At 72.0% G+C, this 22,450-nt stretch carries 22 protein-coding genes; 8 read left to right on the forward strand and 14 right to left on the reverse strand.

Going from position 1 to position 22,450, the window contains the following annotated elements:
- Nucleotides 1-13: 13 nt before the first annotated feature.
- The 3 genes from ACFYM0_RS09705 to sigK all read right to left on the reverse strand — a co-directional run bounded on the left by ACFYM0_RS09705 (nucleotide 14) and on the right by sigK (nucleotide 3,121).
- Nucleotides 14-1,663 (reverse strand): AMP-binding protein, encoded by a 1,650-nt coding sequence (locus ACFYM0_RS09705; RefSeq protein WP_388498619.1) that lies wholly within the window; start codon nucleotides 1,661-1,663, stop codon nucleotides 14-16.
- Nucleotides 1,664-1,853: 190 nt separating this feature from the next.
- Nucleotides 1,854-2,600 (reverse strand): anti-sigma factor domain-containing protein, encoded by a 747-nt coding sequence (locus ACFYM0_RS09710; RefSeq protein ID WP_388498622.1) that lies wholly within the window; start codon nucleotides 2,598-2,600, stop codon nucleotides 1,854-1,856.
- Nucleotides 2,597-3,121, reverse strand: a complete 525-nt coding sequence (gene sigK / locus ACFYM0_RS09715) for an ECF RNA polymerase sigma factor SigK (RefSeq protein ID WP_388499339.1) — start codon at nucleotides 3,119-3,121, stop codon at nucleotides 2,597-2,599. Before sigK ends, ACFYM0_RS09710 begins: the two co-directional genes overlap by 4 nt.
- A 470-nt stretch (nucleotides 3,122-3,591) precedes the next feature.
- Between sigK and ACFYM0_RS09720 the strand changes: the two genes are divergently transcribed.
- From ACFYM0_RS09720 to ACFYM0_RS09735, 4 genes are all read left to right on the forward strand, one after another.
- Nucleotides 3,592-3,831, forward strand: a complete 240-nt coding sequence (locus ACFYM0_RS09720; protein WP_388498624.1) for a chaplin — start codon at nucleotides 3,592-3,594, stop codon at nucleotides 3,829-3,831.
- Nucleotides 3,832-4,165: 334 nt separating this feature from the next.
- Entirely contained in the window at nucleotides 4,166-5,830 is a 1,665-nt protein-coding gene (locus tag ACFYM0_RS09725; RefSeq protein WP_388498626.1) for a molybdopterin-dependent oxidoreductase, read from the forward strand.
- Between the two features lie 83 nt (nucleotides 5,831-5,913).
- Nucleotides 5,914-6,567 (forward strand): fasciclin domain-containing protein, encoded by a 654-nt coding sequence (locus ACFYM0_RS09730; protein ID WP_388498628.1) that lies wholly within the window; start codon nucleotides 5,914-5,916, stop codon nucleotides 6,565-6,567.
- A 281-nt stretch (nucleotides 6,568-6,848) separates the two neighbouring features.
- The gene (locus tag ACFYM0_RS09735; RefSeq protein WP_388498630.1) at nucleotides 6,849-7,478 is read left to right on the forward strand and encodes an RDD family protein; all 630 of its coding nucleotides are present in this window, start codon (nucleotides 6,849-6,851) and stop codon (nucleotides 7,476-7,478) included.
- Nucleotides 7,479-7,531: 53 nt separating this feature from the next.
- Here the strand turns inward: ACFYM0_RS09735 and ACFYM0_RS09740 are convergent, their stop codons facing one another.
- The gene (locus ACFYM0_RS09740; protein WP_388498632.1) at nucleotides 7,532-8,368 is read right to left on the reverse strand and encodes a serine protease; all 837 of its coding nucleotides are present in this window, start codon (nucleotides 8,366-8,368) and stop codon (nucleotides 7,532-7,534) included.
- A 172-nt stretch (nucleotides 8,369-8,540) separates the two neighbouring features.
- Nucleotides 8,541-10,037 carry an IMP dehydrogenase gene (locus tag ACFYM0_RS09745; RefSeq protein ID WP_388498634.1) on the reverse strand — a complete coding sequence of 499 codons (1,497 nt, stop codon included), beginning with the start codon at nucleotides 10,035-10,037 and terminating at the stop codon, nucleotides 8,541-8,543.
- A 283-nt stretch (nucleotides 10,038-10,320) separates the two neighbouring features.
- On the opposite strand from ACFYM0_RS09745, the gene ACFYM0_RS09750 reads away from it, so the two are divergent.
- Nucleotides 10,321-11,373 (forward strand): LacI family DNA-binding transcriptional regulator, encoded by a 1,053-nt coding sequence (locus ACFYM0_RS09750; RefSeq protein WP_388498637.1) that lies wholly within the window; start codon nucleotides 10,321-10,323, stop codon nucleotides 11,371-11,373.
- Between the two features lie 92 nt (nucleotides 11,374-11,465).
- Here the strand turns inward: ACFYM0_RS09750 and ACFYM0_RS09755 are convergent, their stop codons facing one another.
- The 7 genes from ACFYM0_RS09755 to ACFYM0_RS09785 form a co-directional block, all read right to left on the reverse strand.
- Nucleotides 11,466-11,807, reverse strand: coding sequence for a TcmI family type II polyketide cyclase (locus ACFYM0_RS09755; RefSeq protein WP_388498640.1), 342 nt, complete (start codon nucleotides 11,805-11,807; stop codon nucleotides 11,466-11,468).
- A gap of 20 nt (nucleotides 11,808-11,827) precedes the next feature.
- Nucleotides 11,828-12,307, reverse strand: coding sequence for an SRPBCC family protein (locus ACFYM0_RS09760; RefSeq protein WP_388498641.1), 480 nt, complete (start codon nucleotides 12,305-12,307; stop codon nucleotides 11,828-11,830).
- 1 nt (nucleotide 12,308) lies between these two features.
- Nucleotides 12,309-12,566 (reverse strand): phosphopantetheine-binding protein, encoded by a 258-nt coding sequence (locus ACFYM0_RS09765; RefSeq protein WP_112448182.1) that lies wholly within the window; start codon nucleotides 12,564-12,566, stop codon nucleotides 12,309-12,311.
- Between the two features lie 18 nt (nucleotides 12,567-12,584).
- Nucleotides 12,585-13,820 carry a ketosynthase chain-length factor gene (locus ACFYM0_RS09770; protein ID WP_388498643.1) on the reverse strand — a complete coding sequence of 412 codons (1,236 nt, stop codon included), beginning with the start codon at nucleotides 13,818-13,820 and terminating at the stop codon, nucleotides 12,585-12,587.
- On the reverse strand, nucleotides 13,817-15,100 hold the full coding sequence (locus ACFYM0_RS09775; RefSeq protein WP_388498646.1) for a beta-ketoacyl-[acyl-carrier-protein] synthase family protein: 1,284 nt from the start codon (nucleotides 15,098-15,100) through the stop codon (nucleotides 13,817-13,819). The genes ACFYM0_RS09770 and ACFYM0_RS09775 overlap by 4 nt, the downstream gene beginning before the upstream one ends.
- Nucleotides 15,097-15,543 (reverse strand): cupin domain-containing protein, encoded by a 447-nt coding sequence (locus ACFYM0_RS09780; protein WP_243333070.1) that lies wholly within the window; start codon nucleotides 15,541-15,543, stop codon nucleotides 15,097-15,099. The genes ACFYM0_RS09775 and ACFYM0_RS09780 overlap by 4 nt, the downstream gene beginning before the upstream one ends.
- A gap of 108 nt (nucleotides 15,544-15,651) precedes the next feature.
- Nucleotides 15,652-16,773 carry a SchA/CurD-like domain-containing protein gene (locus ACFYM0_RS09785; protein ID WP_388498649.1) on the reverse strand — a complete coding sequence of 374 codons (1,122 nt, stop codon included), beginning with the start codon at nucleotides 16,771-16,773 and terminating at the stop codon, nucleotides 15,652-15,654.
- A 286-nt stretch (nucleotides 16,774-17,059) separates the two neighbouring features.
- On the opposite strand from ACFYM0_RS09785, the gene ACFYM0_RS09790 reads away from it, so the two are divergent.
- The gene (locus tag ACFYM0_RS09790; RefSeq protein WP_388498652.1) at nucleotides 17,060-18,715 is read left to right on the forward strand and encodes an FAD-dependent oxidoreductase; all 1,656 of its coding nucleotides are present in this window, start codon (nucleotides 17,060-17,062) and stop codon (nucleotides 18,713-18,715) included.
- 95 nt (nucleotides 18,716-18,810) lie between these two features.
- Here ACFYM0_RS09790 and ACFYM0_RS09795 read toward each other — a convergent pair whose 3' ends face one another.
- Nucleotides 18,811-19,092 (reverse strand): acyl-CoA carboxylase subunit epsilon, encoded by a 282-nt coding sequence (locus ACFYM0_RS09795; protein WP_388498655.1) that lies wholly within the window; start codon nucleotides 19,090-19,092, stop codon nucleotides 18,811-18,813.
- Nucleotides 19,093-19,324: 232 nt separating this feature from the next.
- On the opposite strand from ACFYM0_RS09795, the gene ACFYM0_RS09800 reads away from it, so the two are divergent.
- Nucleotides 19,325-19,684, forward strand: a complete 360-nt coding sequence (locus tag ACFYM0_RS09800) for a DUF6204 family protein (protein ID WP_388498658.1) — start codon at nucleotides 19,325-19,327, stop codon at nucleotides 19,682-19,684.
- A gap of 45 nt (nucleotides 19,685-19,729) precedes the next feature.
- On the opposite strand, the gene ACFYM0_RS09805 is transcribed toward ACFYM0_RS09800, so the two are convergent.
- A complete protein-coding gene (locus tag ACFYM0_RS09805; protein ID WP_388498661.1) occupies nucleotides 19,730-20,401 on the reverse strand; it encodes a DUF4360 domain-containing protein in 672 nt (223 codons plus the stop codon).
- A 215-nt stretch (nucleotides 20,402-20,616) separates the two neighbouring features.
- Here ACFYM0_RS09805 and ACFYM0_RS09810 point away from each other — a divergent pair, with 215 nt between their 5' ends.
- Nucleotides 20,617-22,449: a galactose oxidase-like domain-containing protein gene (locus tag ACFYM0_RS09810; RefSeq protein WP_388498664.1), complete on the forward strand. Its 1,833-nt coding sequence runs from the start codon at nucleotides 20,617-20,619 to the stop codon at nucleotides 22,447-22,449.
- Nucleotide 22,450 lies beyond the last annotated feature (1 nt).

Raw genomic sequence — 22,450 nt, forward strand, 5'->3', positions numbered from 1 at the left:
GGGTGAACCCTTGTCAGGAGGAAAGGCCCAGCAGCCGGGCCGCCGTCTCCCGCATCTCGACCTTGCGGATCTTGCCGGTCACCGTCATGGGGAACTCTTCCACGACGTGGACGTAGCGCGGGATCTTGAAGTGGGCCAGCCGGCCCTCGCAGAACGCGCGCACGTCCGCCGCGGTCAGCGGCTCGGCGCCCCCGCGCATCCGCACCCACGCCATGAGCTCCTCCCCGTACTTCGGGTCGGGCACGCCGATGACCTGGACGTCCATGATGTCGGGGTGGGCGTGCAGGAACTCCTCGATCTCGCGCGGGTACAGGTTCTCGCCGCCGCGGATCACCATGTCCTTGATCCGGCCGGTGATGCTCAGGTACCCGTCCTCGTCCATGACGGCGAGGTCTCCCGTGTGCATCCAGCGGGCCGCGTCGACGGCTTCGGCGGTGCGCTCGGGCTGGTCCCAGTAGCCGAGCATGACCGAGTAGCCCCGGGTGCACAGTTCGCCCGGCTCTCCGCGCGGGACGGTCACTCCGGTGGCCGGGTCGACCACCTTGACCTCCAGGTGCGGTCCGACGCGGCCCACGGTCGAGACGCGGCGATCGACGGAGTCGTCCACACGGGTCTGGGTGGAGACCGGCGAGGTCTCCGTCATGCCGTAGCAGATGGACACCTCGCGCATGCCCATCCGGTCGATGACCTCCTTCATCACCTCGACCGGGCAGGGCGAGCCCGCCATGATGCCCGTGCGCAGGCTGGAGAGGTCGTAGGTCCCGAAGTCCGGGTGGGCCAGCTCGGCGATGAACATGGTGGGAACCCCGTAGAGCGAGGTGCAGGCCTCCGCCTGGACAGCGGCCAGGGTGGCTCCCGGGTCGAAGGCGGGCGCGGGGATGACCATGGCCGCGCCGTGGCTGGTGCAGGCCAGGTTCCCCATGACCATGCCGAAGCAGTGGTAGAAGGGCACCGGGATGCAGACCCGGTCCTGCTCGGTGTAGTGACACGACTCGCCCACGAAGTAGGCGTTGTTGAGAATGTTGTGATGGGAGAGTGTCGCGCCCTTGGGGAAGCCGGTGGTCCCCGAGGTGAACTGGATGTTGACGGCGTCGTCCGGGCTCAGCGCGGCCTGGGCTCGCAGCAGTCCGGCCCGGTCGGCGCGGCGGCCGCGTTCCGGCAGGGAGTTCCAGAGCGGGCCGTCCAGCAGGGCGGTGAACTCCAGTGCCGGGCAGCGCGGCCCGACCTCCTCGATCATGGCCGCGTAGTCGGAGCTCTTGAACCGGTCCGCCGCGACCAGCAGCCGGATCCCGGACTGGCGCAGGACGTACTCCAGCTCGTGGGAACGGTAGGCCGGGTTCACGGTGACGAGGACCGCGCCGATCCTGGCCGTGGCGTACTGCACCAGGGTCCACTCGGGGCGGTTGGGGGCCCAGATGCCGACCCGGTCCCCCTTGACGATCCCGAGGTCCAGCAGGCCGAGCGCGAGGTCGTCCACGTCGGCGCCGAACTCCGCGTACGTCCACCGGCGCCCGGAGGCCATGTCGACGAGGGCGTCGCGGCCAGGGAACCTGCGGACGGCGCGGTCCAGGTTCTCACCGATGGTGTCGCCCAGCAGCGGCACCTCGGCAGCCCCGGACGCGTAACTCGGCTCGACGGACGGCACGGACGGCACGGACGGCACATGGACCCCCTGGGCTCGGTGGCGGGCGCCGGGGCCCCTTCGCTCCGGCGCCCCCTCATGATCCAGGCGGCCCGCGGCCGGGGCCAGACCGCGGTGGCCCCCGGCCCGGGATCGGACTGTGCTTCCGAGGACGGGGAGGTGTCCGTGCGGGCGGGTGACCGGAGCCACCCGCCCGGATGCGGCGTACGCCCTACGCCGGGAGGGCGAGCAGGACCAGCGGGCCGGTCGTCGGCTGCGCCGAGCCCCCGGCGGGCTCCAGGGTCAGGCCGACCGCCGTGGCGCTGCCCAGGCCTCCGTCCAGCACGGCCGCCCCGTCGCCGGTGAGGAAGCCGGCCGGACGCATCGTGCCGCCGTCGGCCAGCCACAGCTGGTACGTGCGGCCCTCCCCGGGGGTCGGCAGCCGGTCGGCGAGGAACACCGCCCGGTCCCGGGCCGCGGAGGTGATCACCGTCGCGGCGGCTCCGCCGCTGGTGCGGCCGTGGACGGTACGGGCATCCGGGGCCGTGACCACGGCCCGCAGCTCCTGGCTGCGCGCCTCGGCCTGCCGGGCCTCCTGCCGGGCCCGGTCCGCCTGCCCGCTCTCGTGGAGCGCGGCGCCGCCGAAGAGGGCCGCCCCGACGAGGGACGCGGCGACGACGAAGGCGCCGGCCCTGCGCGGGAGGCGGTCCAGGAATCCGGCCGCCCGGCGGACGCCGACCCTCGGCGGAAGCTGGCGGACGGTCTCGATGCGGGCGAGGACCTCCGCCTTCAGCTGCGGCGGGGGCATCAGGGCCACGGCGCAGGCCAGCCGGCCGGCGGTGGCGGAGAACTCCGCCACGTCCCCGGAGCACGGCGCGCAGCGCGCCAAGTGCCGTGAGAAGGCCTCCTGTTCGCCCGGTCCGAGCGCGTCCAGTACGTAGGCCGCGGTGAGGGTGTGCAGTTCTTCGTCGTGCTTCACGTGGTCACCCCCATGCAGTCGCGCAGGCGGATCAGTCCGTCGCGCATCCGGGTCTTGATCGTGGGAAGAGGCGTCTGGAGGGTCTCGGCGACCTCGCGGTAGGTCAGCCCCTGGTAGTAGGCGAGTGTGACGGCCTGGCGCTGGAGCTCGGTCAGCCGTCGCAGGCAGCGTTTGACCTGGTCGCGTTCGAGCCGGGTCTCCACCTGCTCGCTCACCTCGTCGAAGGGCCGTTCCTGGCCCCGGACGCCCGCGTCGTGCTCGCGTGTGGCCGAGGCCTGGGCGGAGCGGACCCGGTCGACCGCGCGGCGGTGGGCGATCGTGGCCACCCAGGCCATGACGCTCCCCTGGTCGGGACGGTAGCGGGCGGCCTGGCGCCAGACGTCGATCATCACCTCCTGGGCGACCTCCTCCGACTGTGCGCGGTCGCGCACCACCTTGACGGCGATGCCGAAGACGGTTCCGGCGACGGCGTCGTACAGAGCGGAGAACGCGTCCTGGTCTCCCTGCGCGACGCGCGCCATCAGCTCCGCGAGTTCGGCCGCGGCCGATCCGGGGCCGGGGCCGGGGCCGATGCCGGGGCCGCTCCCCGGGCCCGGTCCGGGGAAGCGCAGCTTCTCGGGGTTCACCTGAGCGGCCCCCGTGTACGGCCGGGCCCGGGCGGGCACTCCGGGGCCGCGAGCGGCTCTCGCCGGTCCATCCATCGCATGAACGATCCTTCGTGGCAGGCACACCTGTTCCCCGTACGCCGGGGCCTCGGTGCGCGCCGGGTCCTTGCTGTCTCACCTTGTCTTCGGAGCCGGTCCGCGTACGGATTGGCCGACATACGCGCGAAAGGGCGTCCGTTCGGGGGAACCGGCACCCCGGGACCAAACCGCGCCGGGGGTCCGGGCCGAAGGAGGGCTGCGGGTCCGTTCCAGGACCCGCCGCGCGGCGGGTCACGGGGCTGAGAGCCCCGAAGTCCGCCGCCGCACAGCCAGCAAGGAGATCTGTCGTGTCGCGTGTCCTCAAGACTGCCGCACTCGCCCTCGCTTCGGGCGCCCTTCTCGTGGGCGGGGCCTCGGCGGCCTCGGCCGACGCCGGAGCCCAGGGCCTCGCCGCCTACTCCCCGGGGGTCGGCTCGGGCAACCTGATCCAGATCCCCATCCACATCCCGATCAACGCGTGCGGGAACTCCGTCAGTGTCATCGGACTGCTCAACCCCGCGTTCGGCAACACCTGCGTCAACGCCTGACGGGTCGCACGGGCCGCAGTCTCCGGCCCGCCGCCGGATATGGGGCGGCGGTGGGCCGGTGGTCCTGCGGGCCGGCGGGGAGTGGGTCGCCGCTCCTGAGCGCCGCCGGGCCCCGCTGGACCCGCGCGGGCGGCGGCCGTCGGCGCCGCCGCCCGCGTGCACCACCCGAGTGCGCGGGCCGTACGGAGCGGTGCCTCACGGGACGGTGCCGCAGGGCGCGCTGCCGTAGAGCCCGATGCCGTACGGCCCGCGCACAACGGTCAACACACCGACCGATCTCCACGTGATCGGATGACCGACCCATCCGGGAGGGGTCCCGTGCCGAATCAGGGTCGTGAGCATCAACCGAAGGACAGTCCAGCGCGGCGCCCTCGCCGCGGCGAGCGGCCTGCTGGCGGGTTACACGGCACTGGCCGCCGCCGAGCTGACCGCGTCCCTGGTGCGGCCTCAGGCGGGACCGGTCACGGTGATCGGCGGGGCTGCCATCGACCGCACCCCGGCGGCGCTCAAGGACTTCGCCATCCGCACCTTCGGCGAGAACGACAAGCTGGTCCTCCAACTCGGCATCCTGGCCACCGTCGGCCTTCTGGCGGCCCTGCTGGGGATGTTCGCCCTGCGCCACCGCCGGACGGGCTCGGCCGGCGTACTGGCCTTCGGCGTCCTCGGCGCGGCGGCGGCCCTCAGCCGGCCCGACGCGGCCGGAGCCGCGGACGTACTGCCCTCGCTCGTGGGGGCCGCGGCCGGGGCGCTGGCGCTGTACCTGCTGGTGGGGAAGGTGGGCGGCCCCGCCGCCCGGCCCGCCGTAGCGGACGACTCACCGGCGGACACGTCGGCGGAAACATCCGCGGGCACTTCGGCGGTCGCCTCGACGGACGACTCGACAGGCCCTTCGGCCGGCCCGTCCCCCGCGTGGAACCGCCGGGGCTTCCTCCTTGCGGCAGGGATCACCGCGGTGGCCTCCACCGGCGCCGGCGCCCTCGGCCGGGCCCTGACCGGCCGCCGCGGCCAGGGCGCCACGGCCTCCCGCGCCGCCGTACGCCTGCCCGCTCCCGCTTCGCCGGCCCCGCCGATCCCGGCCGGGGCGGCCCTGCGGATTCCCGGGGTCAGCGCCTTCACCACACCGAACAAGGAGTTCTACCGTGTCGACACCGCTCTCGTGGTCCCCAAGGTGGACGCCGACACCTGGCGGCTGCGCATCCACGGCAAGGGGGTCTCGCGCCCGCGCTCCTACTCCTTCGCCGAACTCCTCCAACGCCCGCTGATCGAGCGGGACATCACGCTCACCTGCGTGTCGAACGAAGTCGGCGGCCCCTACGCGGGCTCCGCGCGCTGGCTCGGCGTAAGCCTGTCGGACCTGCTGCGGGAGGCGGGCGTGCGGCCGCCCTCGCGCGGCGGCCGGGCCGACCAGCTGATCGCGCGCTCGGTGGACGCGATGACGCTGGGCACTCCCGTCGAGGAGGTGATGGACGGCCGGGACGCGATGCTGGCCGTCGCCATGAACGGTGAGCCGCTCCCCTTCGAGCACGGCTTCCCGGTCCGGATGGTCGTACCCGGTCTCTACGGCTACGTCTCGGCCTGCAAGTGGATCCGGGAGATCGAGCTCACCACCTTCGACTCCTACGACCCGTACTGGGTCAAGCGCGGCTGGGCCCGCCGGGCGCCGGTCAAGACGCAGGCCCGGATCGACACCCCCAGGCCCTTCGCCCGGATCCCGGCCGGGACCGTGCCGGTGGCCGGGGTGGCGTGGGCCCAGCACCGCGGCATCGAACGGGTCGAGGTCCAGGTCGACGACGGGCCCTGGCAGGAGGCCTCGCTCGCGGCGCAGGCGACCACCGACACCTGGCGCCAGTGGTCCTTCGACTGGAAGGCCGCGCCGGGCGGTCACCGTCTGACCGTCCGCGCCACGGACGGCCGCGGCGAGGTCCAGACGGAGCTGCGGACCCGGACCATCCCGGACGGCGCGAGCGGCCGGCACGGCGTGTTCGTCACGGTCGGCTGACCGGAGCGCCCCCGTTCCACGCCACTTCACACACTTCCTCCCCTCCCTTCCCTATGCACCAACCCATTTCCCTGGAGAACACCATGAACAACCTTCGCTTCCGCCGTACCGCCCTCGCCGTCGCCACGGCAGCCGTACTGCCCTTCGCGCTGGCCGCGTGCTCCGACTCCGACTCCGGCAAGGACTCGGCCGCCGGTTCGACCGCCGAAGCGAGTGCGGACGCCTCCTCCCCCGCCACGGACGCTTCGGCGCCGATGACGGTGGACGGGCCCTTCGGCGCCGCTTGCGCCGGTGTCCCGAAGGAAGGGGCGGGTTCCTTCGACGGGATGGCCAAGGACCCCGTCGCGACCGCCGCGTCCAACAACCCGGCGCTGTCCACCCTGGTGGCGGCCGTCAAGCAGGCCGGACTCGTCGACACCCTCAACAACGCCAAGGACATCACGGTGTTCGCGCCGACCAACGACGCCTTCGCCAAGATCCCCAAGGCCGACCTCGACAAGGTCCTCGCCGACAAGGCCACCCTCACCAAGATCCTCACCTACCACGTCGTCGGGCAGAAGCTCACCCCCAAGCAGCTCGAGAACGGCTCCTTCCCCACCCTGGAGACCGGCAAGCTCACCACCACCGGCTCGGGCGAGTCCTACCAGGTCAACGGCACCTCCAACGTCGTCTGCGGCAACGTCCCCACCGCCAACGCCACCGTCTACATCGTCGACACCGTCCTGATGCCCAAGTAGCGGTCCCGCCGTACCGGTGACCCGCACGTGCACCGGTCGTTGTAGAAGCGGTCAGCGAAGTGGCCCCCGGAGTCCCGGACCCGTCCTCAGGGTCCGGGACTCCATGCCATGCCCACCGGTCCGTCACCCGGTCGGCACAAGTGGCAACGGATTGGACAAGCGGCCGATGTTACTAACACGATGGCCCCCCAAGTCCGCGGCTGTGCAGGGGGGCAATCCGCTCGATTCACGTCCCTCCGCCGGGCCGCCCGTCCCCGTCACACCCCTGGAGAGACTTCGCCATGAGCTTCGGCGACCCGAACAACCCCTACGGCCAGCAGCAGCCCCCGCAGGGTCAGCCCGGCTACCCGCAGCAGGCGCCGCAGGGTGTCCCCCCGCAGTACGGCTACCCGCAGCAGCCGATGGGCGTCCCCCCGCAGCAGCCGTACGGTGCGTACCCGCCGGCCGGGATGCCGGGTGGCATGCCGCCCATGCCGGGCAACGGAATGCCGCCGCTGGCGCACTGGGGCCTGCGCGTCGGCGCGACCCTCCTCGACGGCCTGATCACCGTGGGACCGATGTACGCCCTCGGCTTCATCGACCTCGCCATGAGCGATGACGCGGGCGCCTCCGGGCCGGGCGTCTTCTTCATGATCGGCATGCTCTACGCCTTCGGCATGGGCATCTTCCAGCTCTACAAGGAAGGCGCCACCGGCCAGTCGATCGGCAAGAAGGTCGTCGGGATCAGCGTGCGCCGCGAGGCCGACGGCAACGTCCTCGGCTTCGGCATGGCCTTCGTCCGCAAGCTGGCGCACTTCCTCGACGGCATCGCCTGCTACATCGGCTACCTGTGGCCGCTGTGGGACGAGAAGAAGCAGACCTTCGCCGACAAGGTGTGCAGCACCGTCGTCATCGTGGTGCCCAAGGGCTGAGACCGCGTGACGCCGGGGCCCGTCCGGATTCCGGGCGGGCCCCGGCGCGTTCGCTAGGGCCTGGGGAGCGTGCAGCCGGGGCGGCTCAGGTCGATCGCGTTGCCGGGGCCCACGCACGGGACGATGATGTAGGTCTGCTGCGCGTAGTTGATGCCCTGCCGGACGGTCACGGCGCCGCTCTCGGACACCTCGCACGGGTTGTTCAGCGTGCACGAACCGCCGTCCTCGTTACCCGTGTTGTTCACGGCGACCACCTTGCCCGTCGTCGTGTCGATCACCGGGGAGCCCGAGGTGCCGCCGATGGTGTTGCAGGACGAGGTGTAGCGCAGGGAGTCCTTCCAGGTCCACTCCCCCTCCTTGAGGCGGTACGCGAACCCGTCGACGTTGCAGCTGTACGTTCGCTTCCAGTACCCGGACACCACCTTGATCGAGGTGCCCTGTACCGGGTGGGCGTCGTTCAGGGTGAGCGCGTTGATGCCGTACTGGCTGCTGATCTGCGCGTAGGTCTTGGTCAGTTGGTAGATCGATATGTCGGTGTCGGTCATCGTTGCGTACGAGATCTTGCTCGCGCGCAGCGTCGCGACCTTGGAGCCCGATGCGTTCAGCAGCGAGAAGGAGCGGCTGGACGCCTTGTCCTTGACGACCTGCCCCGCCGCCGGCATGCCCGACTCCAGACAGTGGCCGTTGGACAGGACGAGCGCGGGGTCGGTGGGCAGCGAGTTCGGCACGCGGACGACGGAGCCGGAGCAGTTGCTGAGCGCGACGGTTCCGGCGAAGTTGACCGCGACGGCCGGTGCGACCGCGTCCCGGGGTGCCTGGGCCACGGCCGGCGAGGCCGCCGCTCCGGTGAGGAGCAGTGCGAACGCGGCGCCGGCGAGAGGCTTGTTCATGTGGGGGTTCCCCTCTGGGTGACAATGCGACCGAAGATCCTTCGGTTGTCATGCGCATTGTTAAGAGCCGTGGCTCAACTCACAAGAGGGCCTTGCCGGTTCACACTCTTCGAGGAAAAGGCCGTAATCGGACTTGCGGCGCGGCCGCGCCGCAAGTCCGGTCGGCAGCCCGTCAGGCGACGGTGGTCGGGGTGTCGCGCAGGGTGACGTTGGCGTGGCTCTCCTGGAAGCTCTGGTCGGAGACCAGGGTCAGCCGGGCCGTGGACCGGAACTCCGCAAGAGTGGTGGAGCCACAGGAGACCATCGTGGTCTTGAGCTTCGCGATGGTCACGGCGAGCCCTTCGTCGAGGTCACCGGCGTACGGAACGTAGCCGTCGACGCCTTCCTCGAAGATCAGGCCCTGGCCTCCCTGGCCGTACCGCTGCCAGTTGCGGGCACGGTTCGAGCCCTCGCCCCAGTACTCCTTCACGAAGCCGTCCCTGGTGGGGAGCTTCGCGCCGGCCGCCTGGTCGAAGCGCGCGAAGTAGCGCCCCATCATGACGAAGTCGGCCCCCATCGCCAGGGCCAGGGCCACGTGGTAGTCGTGCACCAGCCCGCCGTCGGAGCAGATCGGCACGTACTCGCCGGTGCGATCGCGGAAGGCGTCCCTGGCGGCGGCGACGTCCAGGACCGCGCTGGCCTGGCCGCGGCCGATGCCCTTCTGATCGCGGGTGATGCAGATGGAGCCGCCGCCCACGCCGACCTTGACGAAGTCCGCACCGGCCTCGGCGAGGAAGGTGAACGCCTCGCCGTCGACCACGTTTCCGCCACCGGTGGGGATCTCCGGGTAGTGCTTCTTGACCCAGGTCAGGGCCTGTGCCTGCCAGTCGCTGTAGCCGTCGGAGGAGTCGAAGCACAGGGCGTCGGCGCCCGCCTCCAGCAGGGCGGGAACGCGCTCCCGGTAGTCGTGGGTGTTGATGCCGGCACCCACCCGCAGGCGCTTCGCGCCGTCCACGGCCTGGTTCGGGAAGCGCTTGTTGTCCGTGTAGTCGGAGCGGAAGACCAGGTGGTGCAGGTGGCCCCCGGCGTCGAGCACGGGGAGGCAGTCGAGCCGCTGGTCCCACAGCCGGGCGTTGGCTTCGGAGAGCGTGGTGTCGGCCGCGGCGTGAGGAAGGTCGGCGACCGCGGTCATCCGACCGCTCACCGGTCCGTCGAGGTCGTGTCGCTGCGGGTGGAAGTCGCGGGAGGTCACCAGGCCGAGCAGCCGTCCGGTGGCGCTGCCGTCGTGGGTGACCGCGGCGGTGCTGTGACCGGTGCGCCGCATGACGGCGACCAGGTGACTCAGGCTGTCGTCGGGGCGGACGTTGGTGTCGCTGGTGACGAATCCGGCCTTGAAGTTCTTCACCTGGCGGACGGCCGCGGCCTGGTCCTGGACGGACTGGTTGTGGTGCAGGAAGCTCAGACCGCCGTTGCGTGCGAGTGCGATGGCGAGTTCCGGCGTGCTGACCGCCTGCATGATCGCGGAGGTGAACGGGGAGCCGAGTTCGATCGCCGGCGGTTCTCCGACGACGTGCCGCACCAGGGGCGTGCGCAGACCGACCTTCGCGGGCGAGCAGTCGGTCCGGGTCCGGTTGGGCAAGAGCAGAAACTCGTTGAACGTCCTCGAGACCTCGGCGATGACCTGTGCCACTCGTTCCTCCAACCCCGTCGGCCGGAACCCGTCTGCCCGGCCGTGATGGCCGCCCCGTGTTCCAAGACCCGGGCAGGCAGACGGCGGCTGACAGCTGCGGAAGTGTCACGCGCTGCGGCAGAGCCCTGACTTGCCCGCGGTTCGCACCGGAGGCGGCCGTGACCTGGCACCTTATCGACTGCCCCGCCGCCGCGCGAATCCGATCGGGTTACCCTGCTGTCCGACAGGGCCGGGGCCCCAGGGCCCGGGCCACCGCCCCCGCAACACGCACGAGGAGCGCCCCGTGGCCGAACAGGTACCCGCCGGCCGGCCCACCCTGGAGGCGGTGGCTGCGCGCGCCGGAGTGTCCAGGGCCACCGCGTCCCGGGTCGTCAACGGCGGCGACGGCGTCCGCAGCCACCTGGTGGACAAGGTCCGCGCGGCCATCCTGGACCTCGGTTACGTGCCCAACCACGCGGCCCGCACGCTGGTCACCCGGCGCACCGGCGCGGTCGCCGTGATCATCGCCGAGCCGGAGATCCGGATCTTCTCCGACCCCTTCTTCTCCCGGCAGATCCGCGGCATCAGCAAGGAACTGACGGCGCACGACACACAGTTGGTTTTGCTCCTGGTCGAGCACCGCGGGGACTACGACAGGATCGAGCGGTATCTGGCGGGCGGCCACGTCGACGGTGCGCTCGCGTTCTCGCTGCACACCGACGACCCGCTGCCCGCGATCACGCGCCGGATCGCCATGCCCACCGTCTACGGCGGGCGTCCCGGCTGGACCGGGCAGGCGGAGGGGGCCGCACCGTACGGTCCGCTGTCGTACGTCGACGCCGACAACCGCGGGGGCGCGCGCGAGGCCGTACGGTACCTGCTGTCCCGGGGGCGGCGGCAGATCGCGCACATCGCCGGGCCGCCGGACCAGACGTCGGCGACCGACCGGCTCGACGGGTACCGGGACGTACTGCTCGACGCGGATCCGGCGCTGGTCGCCGAGGGGGACTTCACCGCGGCCGGCGGAGCCCGGGCGATGGCCGAACTCCTGGAGCGCTGCCCGGACCTCGACGCGGTGTTCGCCGCGAACGACCTGATGGCGACGGGCGCGCTGGGCGTGCTGCGCGAGCGGGGCCGGTGCGTGCCGGGGGACGTGGCGCTGGTCGGCTTCGACGATGCCGAGCTGGTGGCGGAGAGCGCCGATCCGCCGCTGACGACCGTACGCCAGGACATCGAGGGCATGGGGCGGCTGATGGTCCGGCTGCTGCTGCGGTCCCTGGATCCGGCGCACGGGTCGCACCGGGTGCCGGCATCCGTGATCACCCCGACCTCGCTGGTGGTGCGCGGATCGGCCTGAGGCTCCTCTTTCGGATCGGGCATGGTGGCGGGCCCCGCACCCGGGTGGGTGCGGGGCCCGAGGCCTGCCGGTCGTGCGGGTCCTCCGTGCGGCTAGCCCGTACGGGAGGCGCCCGGACGCTCCCAGCGGTAGAACTCCTGGGCCATGGCGTCCTTGGGGCTGCGCCAGGTCTCCGGGTTGTGCGGGCTGACGTAGGCGGTGAGCCGGTCGCTGAGGTCCCGGAACTCCGGGTGGCCGGTGACTTCGGCGATGGCCGGGCCGGGGGGCCGGTCCGACTCGATGAAGTGCATGTACACGTCGCCGAACTGGAAGAGGCTGCGGCGGGTGACCCCGACGAGGTGCGGCAGCTCGCCCGCGTCCGAGGCCGCGAAGAGCTGAGCGATGTCGGGGGCTGACTGCGGCGCCATGCGGGCCACGATGAGAGCGCGGTGCATCCGGTGTGCTGCCTTTCGTCTCAGACGCGGCTGGCCGCGGGCGTGCGGCTCTCGCGTTCGCGTTGTTCGATCTTCTCCCGGATCAGTTCCAGCTGGATCTTGGAGTTCCGGTTGATGTTCGCGGTCATCCAGGCGTCGTCGACGGGAGCCTGCGGCTTCATGGCGAAGTCCTGGGTCCACACCATCCGGGTGCCTCCGGGGACCTCGAAGTACTGCCAGTGGATGTCCATGTGCTCGAACGGACCGGTCTCGACCCGGCGGGCGCGCACGGTGCGGCTGACGGGGTCGGGAGTGCGTTCGGAGACCCAGCTCCACACGGTGCCGTTCTCGTCCGGGTGCATCGTCAGGCGGAAGCGGGTGGTGGGCCCGTCCTCCTCCAGGATCTCCAGCGAGGCGTACTCGCTGAACAGCTTGGGCCAGCTGGGGAGATGGTTGGTCATCTCCCAGACGGTGTCCATGGGCGCCTTGACGACGATCTCGTTCTCGGTGTGTCCTGCCATCTCAAGCTCCGGTCATGAGGCTGGTGTTGACGAGTTCGAGGAACTCTTTGGGGGTCTTGCAGCGGTCCGCGTCGGTGGGCAGGGCCCGGCCGCGCTGGTTCTCCAGCAGCCCGACGATGCCGAGCAGGCCCAGCGAGTCGAGGCCGTAGTCGTCGAACAGGGAGTCCGGGCGGTTCTTCATGTCGGCCGGGTCCACGGTGATGCCGGCCCCGGACTTCATCAGGGCGGCCAGCTCCTCGACGGTCAGTCGTTCGGACATGAGCGGCTCCTTCTGTCTCTAGGAGGGGATTTTGATGACGAGCGCGGCGTTGGAGCCCATGAGGCCCCGGCTCAGCACGAGCGCGGTGCGCAGCTGCGCCGGGCGGGCGCTGCCGGTCACCACGTCGAGGTCGTGGCACACGTCGAACACGTTCGGCGTGGGCGGGACGATGCCGTGCTCCAGGGCGAGGACCGCGGCGGCGGTGTCGAGGGCCGGGGCCGCGCAATAGGCCCGGCCCGTCCCGGTCTTGGGCGCCGTGACCGGCACCTTGCGCCCGTGTGCTCCGAGGGCGGAGAGGATCGCCGCCGCCTCGGCCCGGTCGGCTTCGGGGGTGCCGAGCGCGTCGGCGAAGACCACGTCCACCTCCTCGGGGGCGCAGCCCGCGTCCCGCAGGGCGCCCTTGATGGCGTGGGCCAGACCCTCGGCGGACGCGTCGGCCCGTTCGGGGTGGTGCGGGCCGGTGAAGGTCGCCGCGTGCCCGGCCAGGAGGGCCCGGACGGAGGCACCGCGGCGCAGGGCCGCCTGCTCCTCCTCCACCAGGAACATCGCGCCGCCCTCGGCGGGTACGAAGCCGCATGCCTTCTCGGTGAAGGGCCGGTAGGCCCGCTCCGGGTCCTCGTGGGTGCTCAGGGACTCGTAGCCGAGCTGGCAGACGATGGAGTACGGGGCCAGGGGCGCCTCGGTGGCTCCGACCAGCATGGCCTTGCTGCCCTGGTTGATGGCCCGGGCGGCGTGCGCGAAGGCGTCGAGTCCGCCCGCCTCGTCGGCGGCGACGACCCCGCAGGGGCCCTTGAGGCCCCGGCGGATGGAGATCTGCCCGGTGCTGGCCGCGTAGAACCAGGCGATCGACTGGTACGGGCCGACGTAGCGCGGGCCCTGGCCCCAGAGGTGTTGCAGCTCGCGCTGGCCGAACTCGCCGCCGCCCGACCCGGCGGCGGTGACCACGCCGACCGAGAAGGGGTCGTCCTCGTAGTCGGCCCGGCCGAGCCGGCCGTCCTCCAGGGCGAGGTCGGCCGCGGCGAGGGCGTGGTGGGTGTAGCGGTCGGTCTGGACGAGATAGCGTTCCTCGACCACCGAGGCCGCGTCGAAGCCCCGTACCTCACCCGCCACGCGCAGCGGGAGGTGTTCGCAGCCCTCCCGTGTGACGCGGCCCAGGACGGAGGCTCCCGACTGGGTCGCCTTCCAGAAGGCCTCGGCGCCGATGCCGTTGGGCGCGACCACTCCGATGCCGGTGATGACCGTACGGACGCTCACGAGACCACCTCCTCCTTGCGCTCGTCGGGGCGGGTCATGACGACCGCGGACTGGAAGCCGCCGAAACCGCTGCCCACGGAGAGCACGTTGCGCAGCTTGCGCTCGCGGGCGACGCGCGGGACGTAGTCCAGGTCGCATTCGGGGTCGGGGGTCTCGTAGTTGGCCGTGGGCGGGACGACCTGGTGGGTCATCGCCAGGACGCAGGCGGCCAGTTCGATCGCCCCGATGGCGCCGAGGGAGTGCCCCACCATGGACTTGATGGAGGTCATCGGCGTCTTGTAGGCGTGGTCTCCCAGGACCTTCTTGACCGCCGCGGTCTCGTGGCGGTCGTTCTGCTTGGTTCCGGAGCCGTGCGCGTTGACGTAGTCGATCTCGCGGGCGTCGGTCCGGGCCTGGGCGAGGGCGGTTTCGATGGCTCGGGCCATTTCCAGGCCCTCGGTGGTCAGCCCCGTCATGTGGTGGGCGTTGCCGAAGGTGGCGTAGCCGCCGATCTCGCAGTAGACGGTCGCGCCGCGGGCGCGGGCGTGTTCCAGCTCTTCCAGGACGAGGACGGCGCCGCCTTCGCCGAGGACGAAGCCGTCACGGTCGGCGTCGAAGGGCCGGGAGGCGTGGGCGGGGTCGTCGTTGTTGGGCGAGGTGGCCTTGATGGCGTCGAAGCAGGCCACGGTGATCGGCGAGACGGGTGAGTCGGAGGCGCCGGCGATGCAGACGTCCATCTTGCCCTCGGCGATGGAGTGGAAGGCGTAGCCGATGGCGTCGAGCCCGGAGGTGCAGCCGGTGGAGACGGTCTGGACCGGTCCGCGTGCTCCCGTCTTCTCCGCCACGGCGGAGGCCAGGGTGGCCGGGGTGAAGGCGCGGTGCAGGTGGGCCCCGGCGAGCCGGTGGTCCACGTCCCACCAGTCTCCCGACTGGCTGACGGCCACGTAGTCGTGCTCCAGGCGGGTGGTGCCGCCCACGGCGGTGCCGAGGGAGACTCCGGTGCGCCAGGCTTCGTCCGTGGTGAGGTCGAGTCCGGCGTCGCGCACCGCCTCGGCGGCGGCGACCAGCGCGAACTGGATGTACCGGTCCGCGCGGGCCGCCTCCTCGGCGCCGAGGCCGTGTGCGGCGGGGTCGAAGTCGACCTCCGCGGCTATCCGGGAGCGGAAGCCGGTCGGGTCGAAGAGGGTGATGCCGCGGGTCGCCGTACGCCCGTTGGAGAGGAGCTCCCAGAAGGCGGAGGCTCCGATCCCGCCGGGGGCGACGACGCCTACCCCGGTGACGGCCACGCGTCGGCGGGTCACGAGACCGCTCCCGCGCGGTCCGGGGGCCGCTCCCAGGCGGATCCCTCCGGGTGGACGGCCTCCTCCGTGTCCACGTGCCCGAGCTTGGGGTCCGGGGCGAGCGGTCCGAGGTGGAAGACCATGCGGGCCTCGGTGCCGCCGACGTTGCGGAAGCGGTGGCGCACGTTCATCGGGACGAGGAGTCCCTGGTCGGTGAGGAGCGGGTGGGCCTCGCCGTCGAGGTCGACCTCCAGCTCGCCGGCGACCACGTACACGAACTCCTCGGAGTACGGGTGGTAGTGCTCGGCGATGTGCTCGCCCGGCGCCATGACGGCCAGGCCCATGAAGCCGCTGGTGCAGCCCACCGAGGTCGGTGTGAGGACGGCCCTCAGGTCGCCGCCGCGCCGCGTGTTGGGCTGCGTCTCGCTGAGGTCCACGATGTGCGGTGGGCGTTGTCTGGTCATGGCGGGGGTTCCTCCTGGCGGTGGGGAGCCTGGACGGGGCTGGTGGGTGGGGGGGTCCGGGGATGTGAGGTCCGGGGGCCGGGTGGGCCGGCCGGGGGCGGCTGCGGGTCAGCCTTCGGCGGGGGCCCTGCGGTCGGTGATCAGGCTCATGGTGTGGCGGACCGCGGACTCGGCGGCCCCCTCGGATCCGCTGACGGGTCCGGCCATCAGGCGGGCGAGTACGGCCGCCTTGCGCGGGCCCCGGACGCCGAAGGCGGTTTCCAGCCCGGCGCCGTGCGGGCTGCGCACGTCGATGAGGCGTACGACGATGTCGTCGCGCTGGAAGATGCTGCTGCTCACGGTCGGGGCGTCGGGCCGGTGGGCGGCTTCCTCGTCCTGCCGGGCGAGGAACCGGGCCAGTGCCGGTCCGCAGCCGGGCTTGGCCGGGTAGAACAGCGCGTGGCGCCGTACGTCGGAGCGGTCGGCGCCGCCGGCCTCGCGCGCGGCGACGTGGTGGACGGCCGGGAGCGCGGCCTTCATGAAGAACATCCGGGCGGACTCGGGATTGCCGAGGTCACGGTCCTGTTCGAGGTGGGGGTTGATGGCCTCCTCGACGGCCCGTACCTCGGGCTGCTCGGAGACGTGCCGCAGGGCTGACATCAGGTCTCCGCGGACCTCCACCGTACGCACGACCCGGTTGCCGTGCATGAACAGGGTGGTGCGGCAGAGCCGGGTGTGGCCGTCGACGTCGGCCGCCGGGGAGGCGTAGCTGGAGAGGAGGGCCGCGACCTCCTTCTCGCTGCCGGGCTTGACCGTGAAGGTCAGGGCGTGGCGGACGATGTCGGCGCCGAGCCTGGGCGCTTCCTGGAGCCGGGCGCCCGTGGGCCGCCGCGCGTCCTGGTAGCCGCGGCCGGTCTCGCGCAGGACGGTGTACTTGAGCGGGCGCATGGCGCGGGCGCAGGCGCCGAGGGGGCGCACCTGTTCGGCGTGGTGCTCGCTGTTGACCCAGGCGAGGTACTGCGGTGCGCTCTCCCACTCGCTGGTGATGAGCCACTGCGAGGGGTTCTCGAAGGACTGGCAGAGCTGGTCGCTGATGTGGCCCGGTTCCGACGCGATGTCGTGGCGCAGTTGCTCGTACGCCTCGAAGAACCGCTGCTGGGCTCCTTCGTGGAGGTCCATCAGCAGGACCACCCGGAGCATGGAGCCGTCGAAGGCGGACTGTGACACCCGTTCGGACAGGGTGGTCGTCATCTGCTCACTCCTTCGTGAGGGCCCTGGGGGAGGGCGGGGATGTTCATCGCGTACGGACCCTCGTCCGTCCTCGGCGGTGACCGCCCCGGGCCTGCGGCCGTCGCGGGGACGGCAGGCCGGCGTGTCTTCGGGGGAACCGCTGTCGCTCATCGTCATCCGGGTGCGGACGTACCGCTACATCTCCGCATCAAGCGGGTGACAAGCGGCGTATCTCCTGAGCTTGGCCGGCGATCGGGGGCATAAAAGAGTGCACTCCCCCCACACAGAATTCAGGAGCTCGCAGCTGATGGAAGACACGGCAGATGTTCGCGTACCGGTTCTCGTCGTGGGCGGCTCCCTCGTGGGTCTGTCCACCTCGCTGTTCCTGAGCCGTCACGGCATCAGGCACCTGGTAGTGGAGAAGCACGCCGGCACCTCGGACCACCCGCGCGGGCGCGGTATCAACGCCCGGACCATGGAGCTGTTCCGGGTGGCCGGGGCGGAGGGCGCCATCCGGCAGGCGGCGTCCGCGCTGGAGAACAACATGGGCATCCTGCAGACGGAGTCCTTGCTGGGCGGCGACCACAAGTGGCTGGTCAAGGCCATCGACCCGGCCGGGGCGCTCAGCAAGTTCAGCCCGACCGGCTGGTGCGTGTGCAGCCAGAACAACATCGAGCCGATCCTCGCCGCGCAGAGTCGCGCCCAGGGCGCCGACGTGCGGTTCTCGACCGAGCTGATGAGTTTCGACCAGGACGAGACCGGGGTGAACGCGCTGGTCAAGGACCGGGAGACCGGTGAGCACATCACCGTGCGCGCCGACTTCCTGATCGCGGCGGACGGCCCGCGCAGCCCCGTGCGCGAGCAGTTGCGCATCCCCCAGTCGGGCAGCGGCGAGCTGTTCCACAACGTCAGCGTCACCTTCCGCTCGCGGCAGCTCGTGGAGGTGCTGGGCGACCTGCGGTTCATCGTCTGCTACCTGATGAAGCCGGGTGCGGACGGGGCGCTGCTGCCGGTGGACAACGACACCCAGTGGGTCTTCCACCTGCCGTGGCACCCGGACCAGGGGGAAACCCTGGAGGACTTCACCGAGGAGCGGTGCAGGGAGCAGATCCGGGCCGCGATCGGCGTACCGGACCTGGACGTGGAGATCGGCGGCAAGGCCCCCTGGCACGCTGCGGAACGGATCGCCGAGCGGTACTCCTCCGGTCGGGTGTTCCTGGCCGGCGACGCGGCTCACGAGATGTCCCCCACCGGCGCCTTCGGCTCCAACACCGGCATCCAGGACGCGCACAACCTGGCCTGGAAGATCGCGGCGGTCCTGAACGGCTCGGCAGGCATGGAACTGCTGGAGACCTATGGAGCGGAGCGGCACCCGGTGGCCGTGGCGACCGCCCAGCGCGCCTCGGCCCGTTCGGCGGAGCACAGCCACCCCGGGTACGCGCCGCCGCCCACCATGGGCGGCGGACCGGGCAGCGGGGTCCTGACGACGGCCATGGCCTACGGGTACCCGAGCGGGGCGTTCGTCGGCGGGGCGCCGGACCGCCCGGTCATCCCGGAGGGGATGCGCATGAAGGGCGACCCCGGCACGCGGGCCCCGCACATGTGGCTGACGCGGGCCGACGGTGAGCGGGTCTCCACGGTGGACCTGTACGAGCGCGCGTTCGTGCTGCTGTGCGGCGCGGGCTCGCCGTGGCGGGCGGCGGCCGAACGGGTGGCCGAGCGGCTGTCGGTGAAGCTGGACGCGTATTCCATCGGGTCCGCCGCCATCGGGTCCCCGAGGGCTCCCGGCACGGATCTGGTGCAGGAGGAGGGAGCCGACTGGAGCGAGGTGCACGCCATGTCCCCGGAGGGCGCCGTGCTGGTGCGGCCGGACGGGTTCGTCGCCTGGCGCTCGCAGGGGCCGGTGGCCGATGCCGAGGCCGCGCTGACCGAGGCGCTGTCGACGGTGCTGCGCCGGGCCTGACCGGCCCGGACGCCGATTGGTCCCCCTGCCGCCGGCCCGTAAGCGGGCCGGGGGCAGGGGCGTTCATGGGTGCTGCCGATCCCGTGCGGGTCGCGTCAGCCGCAGGCCCAGCAGCCCGCCCAGCAGCCGGAGCCGCGGTGCGCGGGGCGCCGGCGGCGGGCGGCCCCGGCGGGGGACGTTCCCGCTCCGGGGGCCGTTCCGGCTCCGGGGGCCGTTCCCGCTCCGGCGGAGTTGCGGCGGGCGAAGCAGGCGACCACCACCGCGATCGCGGCGAGTTCCTCGGGGTCCGCCACGCCCTTCTCCACACGGAGCAGGCTGGCCATCGGGGGCATCTGGGCTATCGGGGCGTCCTTCAGCATCGGCTCGGCCTCTCGCACAGGCGGATAGCAGGACCCCCCTCGCGGAATCACCAAGGACTCCGGACTCTGCCGACGCTAGCGGGGCGCGACACGCCCGGCATACCGGGCAGTTGCGCGAAAGCCCAGGTCGCAGCCGTGTCGACCGGGTGACGCCGGGGCCGTTCGCGGCGCTCGGCGATTGGGCCGTCCGAGTGGCGGCCCCCCGGAAATCCCGGTGCGGACGGCGTGGAGCGCCGCCTAGGCTGAAGGAATGAGCACCCGCACCTTCCGCATCACCGTCCGGGGGTCCTTCGACGGCCTCACCGAGGAGCAGCGTGCCGCGCTCCTCGCGGACGCGGCCCGGCACGACATGCTGACGGCCGAGTTCACTCCCGAGGGGCACCTCACGTACGACGTGGCGGCCCGGCCCTTCTTCACCTTCCGCTTCCTCGCCGAGGGCGAGGCCGAGGAGGACGTCCTGGACGCGACCGCCCATGCCGAGCTCGCCGCCGAGACCTGGCTGACGGAGCACGGGTACGGCTTCAAGCGGATCAGCTCGCAGGCCCAGGACCTCACCCTGGCCCCCATGAGCAAGCGGCAGCGGCAGGCGGCCGCGCGGGGGGACTCCTGAGCGGGAGTCCCGCGCGACCGCCCGCGGGGAGCGCGCCGGGCCGGTTCAGCGGGCCGTGCACTTCTTCCAGGAGAAGTGGTAGACGCTGTTGATGCTGCCGTCGGTGGAGTCGAGCGCCATGTAGCTGGTCGTCGAGGGATCCGAGGTTCCGACCTCGGCGCGCAGTTCGGTGTTGATGTTGAAGTTGCGCAGTTCGCCGCAGGGGGCGAAGACCAGGGCCTCGATGCCCGTGGTGTCGGTGGCCTGCCAGTTGTCGTCGAGCCTGCCCTGGAACTTGTGGGTGCGGTAGTCGGTCTGCTTCATGCCCTGGAAGTAGTAGCTGGCCTTCTGGGTGCCGATCGCGCCCTGCTGGAGGCTGCCGAATCCCCGGTAGTCGACCTGGGCGACGGCGTAGGTGTACCCCTGCGGGACGTGTACGAGCAGGGAGAGCAGACAGTTCTTGCGGCCGTCGGTCGGGGCGCTGTTGCCGCCCGCCATGGCCAGGTACTCGCTGTAGGTGACGGTGAAGGCCGAGTTGTCCTCGGCCACGGCGACGGTGGCGCTGCCCGGCCGGCACCCCGAGCCGTTGATTGTGGAGACGTCGACGGTCACCCGGTCCTCCGGCGCGGCGGGGGCCGCGGGGGCACCCGCCGCCCCGGCGGCGGAGGCGGGCAGGAGGGTGAGGAGGCCGCCGGTCACGAGGACGGCGCCGAGCGCGGAACGCAGTGTTCTGATCACGCGGCCATGCAATCGGTCCCTACCCGGCCGGTGGGGGAACGGGTGCGCGGCCTCACTCCGATGGCCGGGCCATTTCACCGCAGAAACGTTCGGGCAGCGTTGCGGGGAGGGCCGAACGGCTCATCGGCACGGCGCCGAGCACGTCGGATCACCCTATTCATCCCGGTATTTCCTATGCTGAGCGCCCTACGGAACCGCCCGCGCCGAGGAGCCCCATGCGCCGCCTGCACCGGTCCGCCCTGCTCTCCGCGACCGCGGCCGTCTGCGCCCTGGTCCTCGCGACCGCCCCGGCCGCGGCCGGGATGCCGGGGCACGGCACGGACGGCGGGACCGATGCGGCCGAGCCGGCCGATGCGGCCGAGGCCGCCGTGATCGGCGCCGGTCACGGGCGCGCCCACGCCGATCTGCGCCGCGCGGCCAAGGGCGCCGTGGAGTACCCGCAGGCCCGTCGCAACGCGAGTCTGGCCTCGCTCGCCGCCTCGCAGCGCGAGGCCAACTCCGCTTTCACGCCGGCGGTCTCGGGACGGTTCGCCGCGTACTTCCCCTCCCCCGACTTCGGTGTGCACGTGGCCCAGCTGCCCACCGGCAAGGTGCTGCTCTTCTCCTTCTCCCGGGTGGAGACCGACCCCACCAAGGAGACCGGCCCCACGGACCGGATCGGTCCGGCGAACGCGGGCCGCGCCTATCTGTGGGATCCGGCGAAGGGGACGGGAGCGCGCGCGTTCAAAAAGGTCACCCCGCCCGTCGTGCTGATGCCCGACGGTACGCACGCCCCGCGTCCCGCGCCGTTCTTCTGCGCCGGGCACTCCTTCCTGCCCAACGGGATGCTGGGGGTGTTCGGCGGCAACACCGGCGGGAAGGGCGGCAGCGGGGCGAAGCTGTCCTTCGTCTTCGACCCGTGGACCGAGGGCTGGTACCGCAACCGCGATATGGCGGTGGGGCGCTGGTACCCGTCGGTGGTGACCGGCGCGGACGGCCGCCAGATCATCATGTCGGGCCAGTCGGAGCGCGGCACGGGGACACCGACCCCGGTGGTGGAGCGGTTCCCGGCGCTGGGGCAACCGGTGCCCTGGCGCCCGTACGACATCCCGCTGGACCTCTCCGTGCAGCGGATGCGCTCCGACGCACCGTTCCGCAACGACTACCCTCACCTGTTCTCGCTGCGCGACGGCATGATCTACGGCCTCGGGCGCGACGCCGACCAGCAGTGGCTCTTCGACCCGCGCGCGCAGACCCGTACGGACCTGCCCAGGCGGCCCGCCGATTTCCGGGGCTACGGCTCCGCCGTGCCGCTGCCGGCGGGGCTCCGCGGACCGGACTCGGTGCTGGTGCTGGGCGGGGATCCGCTCGACCCGAACACCTACCGGCTGTCGGGCGGCGCCTGGACCACGGAGGAGCCGCGCGCCTTCGGCCGGACCCAGGACGACACGCTGATCCTGCCGGACGGCACGCTGCTGACGGTCAACGGGGCGAAGGACACCAGGGATTACGGGTTCGGGCCGTTCAACCCGAAGGCCGATCTGAAGTTCCGCCAGACCGAACTGCGGGGTGCGGACGGGCGCTGGCGGCTGGGGCCGGCCCAGCGGCTTCCCCGGGGCTACCACTCCAACGCCCTGGTGCTGCCGGACGGCCGGGTCATGGTCACCGGGGACGAGCTCCAGCAGATCGCCAACGACCCGGACATCAAGGACGGCATGGACGGCTCGATCGAGATCTACGAGCCCGCCTACCTGCACCGGGGAGCCCGGCCGGTGCTGGACCGGGTCCCGGCGGGCGAGATCGCCCACGGCGCGGAGTTCTCCGTGGAGAGCTCGACGGCCGCCGGCGTACGGCGGGCCGTGCTGCTGGCGCCGACCACGGTCACCCACGCGGTGAACACCAGTCAGCGCCATCTGGAGCTGCGGATGACCGGTGTCCGCGGCCGCACGATCGGGCTGCGGGCGCCGGCCACCTCGGCCGACGCCCCGCCCGGTTACTACATGCTGTTCCTCCTCGACGCCGAGGGTGTCCCCGGTGCGGCGAGGTGGGTCAAGCTCGGCAAGCGGTGAA

Source organism: Streptomyces sp. NPDC006487, assembly GCF_042870555.1.
Classification (GTDB): Bacteria; Actinomycetota; Actinomycetes; order Streptomycetales; family Streptomycetaceae; genus Streptomyces.

Coding starts and splice junctions, on each gene's coding strand:
- sigK (WP_388499339.1), bottom strand. CDS start 3,121: ATGGCGCGCGTCGCGCAGGGAGACCAGGACGCGTTCTCCGCTCTGTAC.
- ACFYM0_RS09730 (WP_388498628.1), top strand. CDS start 5,914: ATGAACAACCTTCGCTTCCGCCGTACCGCCCTCGCCGTCGCCACGGCA.
- ACFYM0_RS09735 (WP_388498630.1), top strand. CDS start 6,849: ATGAGCTTCGGCGACCCGAACAACCCCTACGGCCAGCAGCAGCCCCCG.
- ACFYM0_RS09740 (WP_388498632.1), bottom strand. CDS start 8,368: ATGAACAAGCCTCTCGCCGGCGCCGCGTTCGCACTGCTCCTCACCGGA.
- ACFYM0_RS09755 (WP_388498640.1), bottom strand. CDS start 11,807: ATGCACCGCGCTCTCATCGTGGCCCGCATGGCGCCGCAGTCAGCCCCC.
- ACFYM0_RS09760 (WP_388498641.1), bottom strand. CDS start 12,307: ATGGCAGGACACACCGAGAACGAGATCGTCGTCAAGGCGCCCATGGAC.
- ACFYM0_RS09765 (WP_112448182.1), bottom strand. CDS start 12,566: ATGTCCGAACGACTGACCGTCGAGGAGCTGGCCGCCCTGATGAAGTCC.
- ACFYM0_RS09780 (WP_243333070.1), bottom strand. CDS start 15,543: ATGACCAGACAACGCCCACCGCACATCGTGGACCTCAGCGAGACGCAG.
- ACFYM0_RS09785 (WP_388498649.1), bottom strand. CDS start 16,773: ATGACGACCACCCTGTCCGAACGGGTGTCACAGTCCGCCTTCGACGGC.
- ACFYM0_RS09790 (WP_388498652.1), top strand. CDS start 17,060: ATGGAAGACACGGCAGATGTTCGCGTACCGGTTCTCGTCGTGGGCGGC.
- ACFYM0_RS09800 (WP_388498658.1), top strand. CDS start 19,325: ATGAGCACCCGCACCTTCCGCATCACCGTCCGGGGGTCCTTCGACGGC.
- ACFYM0_RS09810 (WP_388498664.1), top strand. CDS start 20,617: ATGCGCCGCCTGCACCGGTCCGCCCTGCTCTCCGCGACCGCGGCCGTC.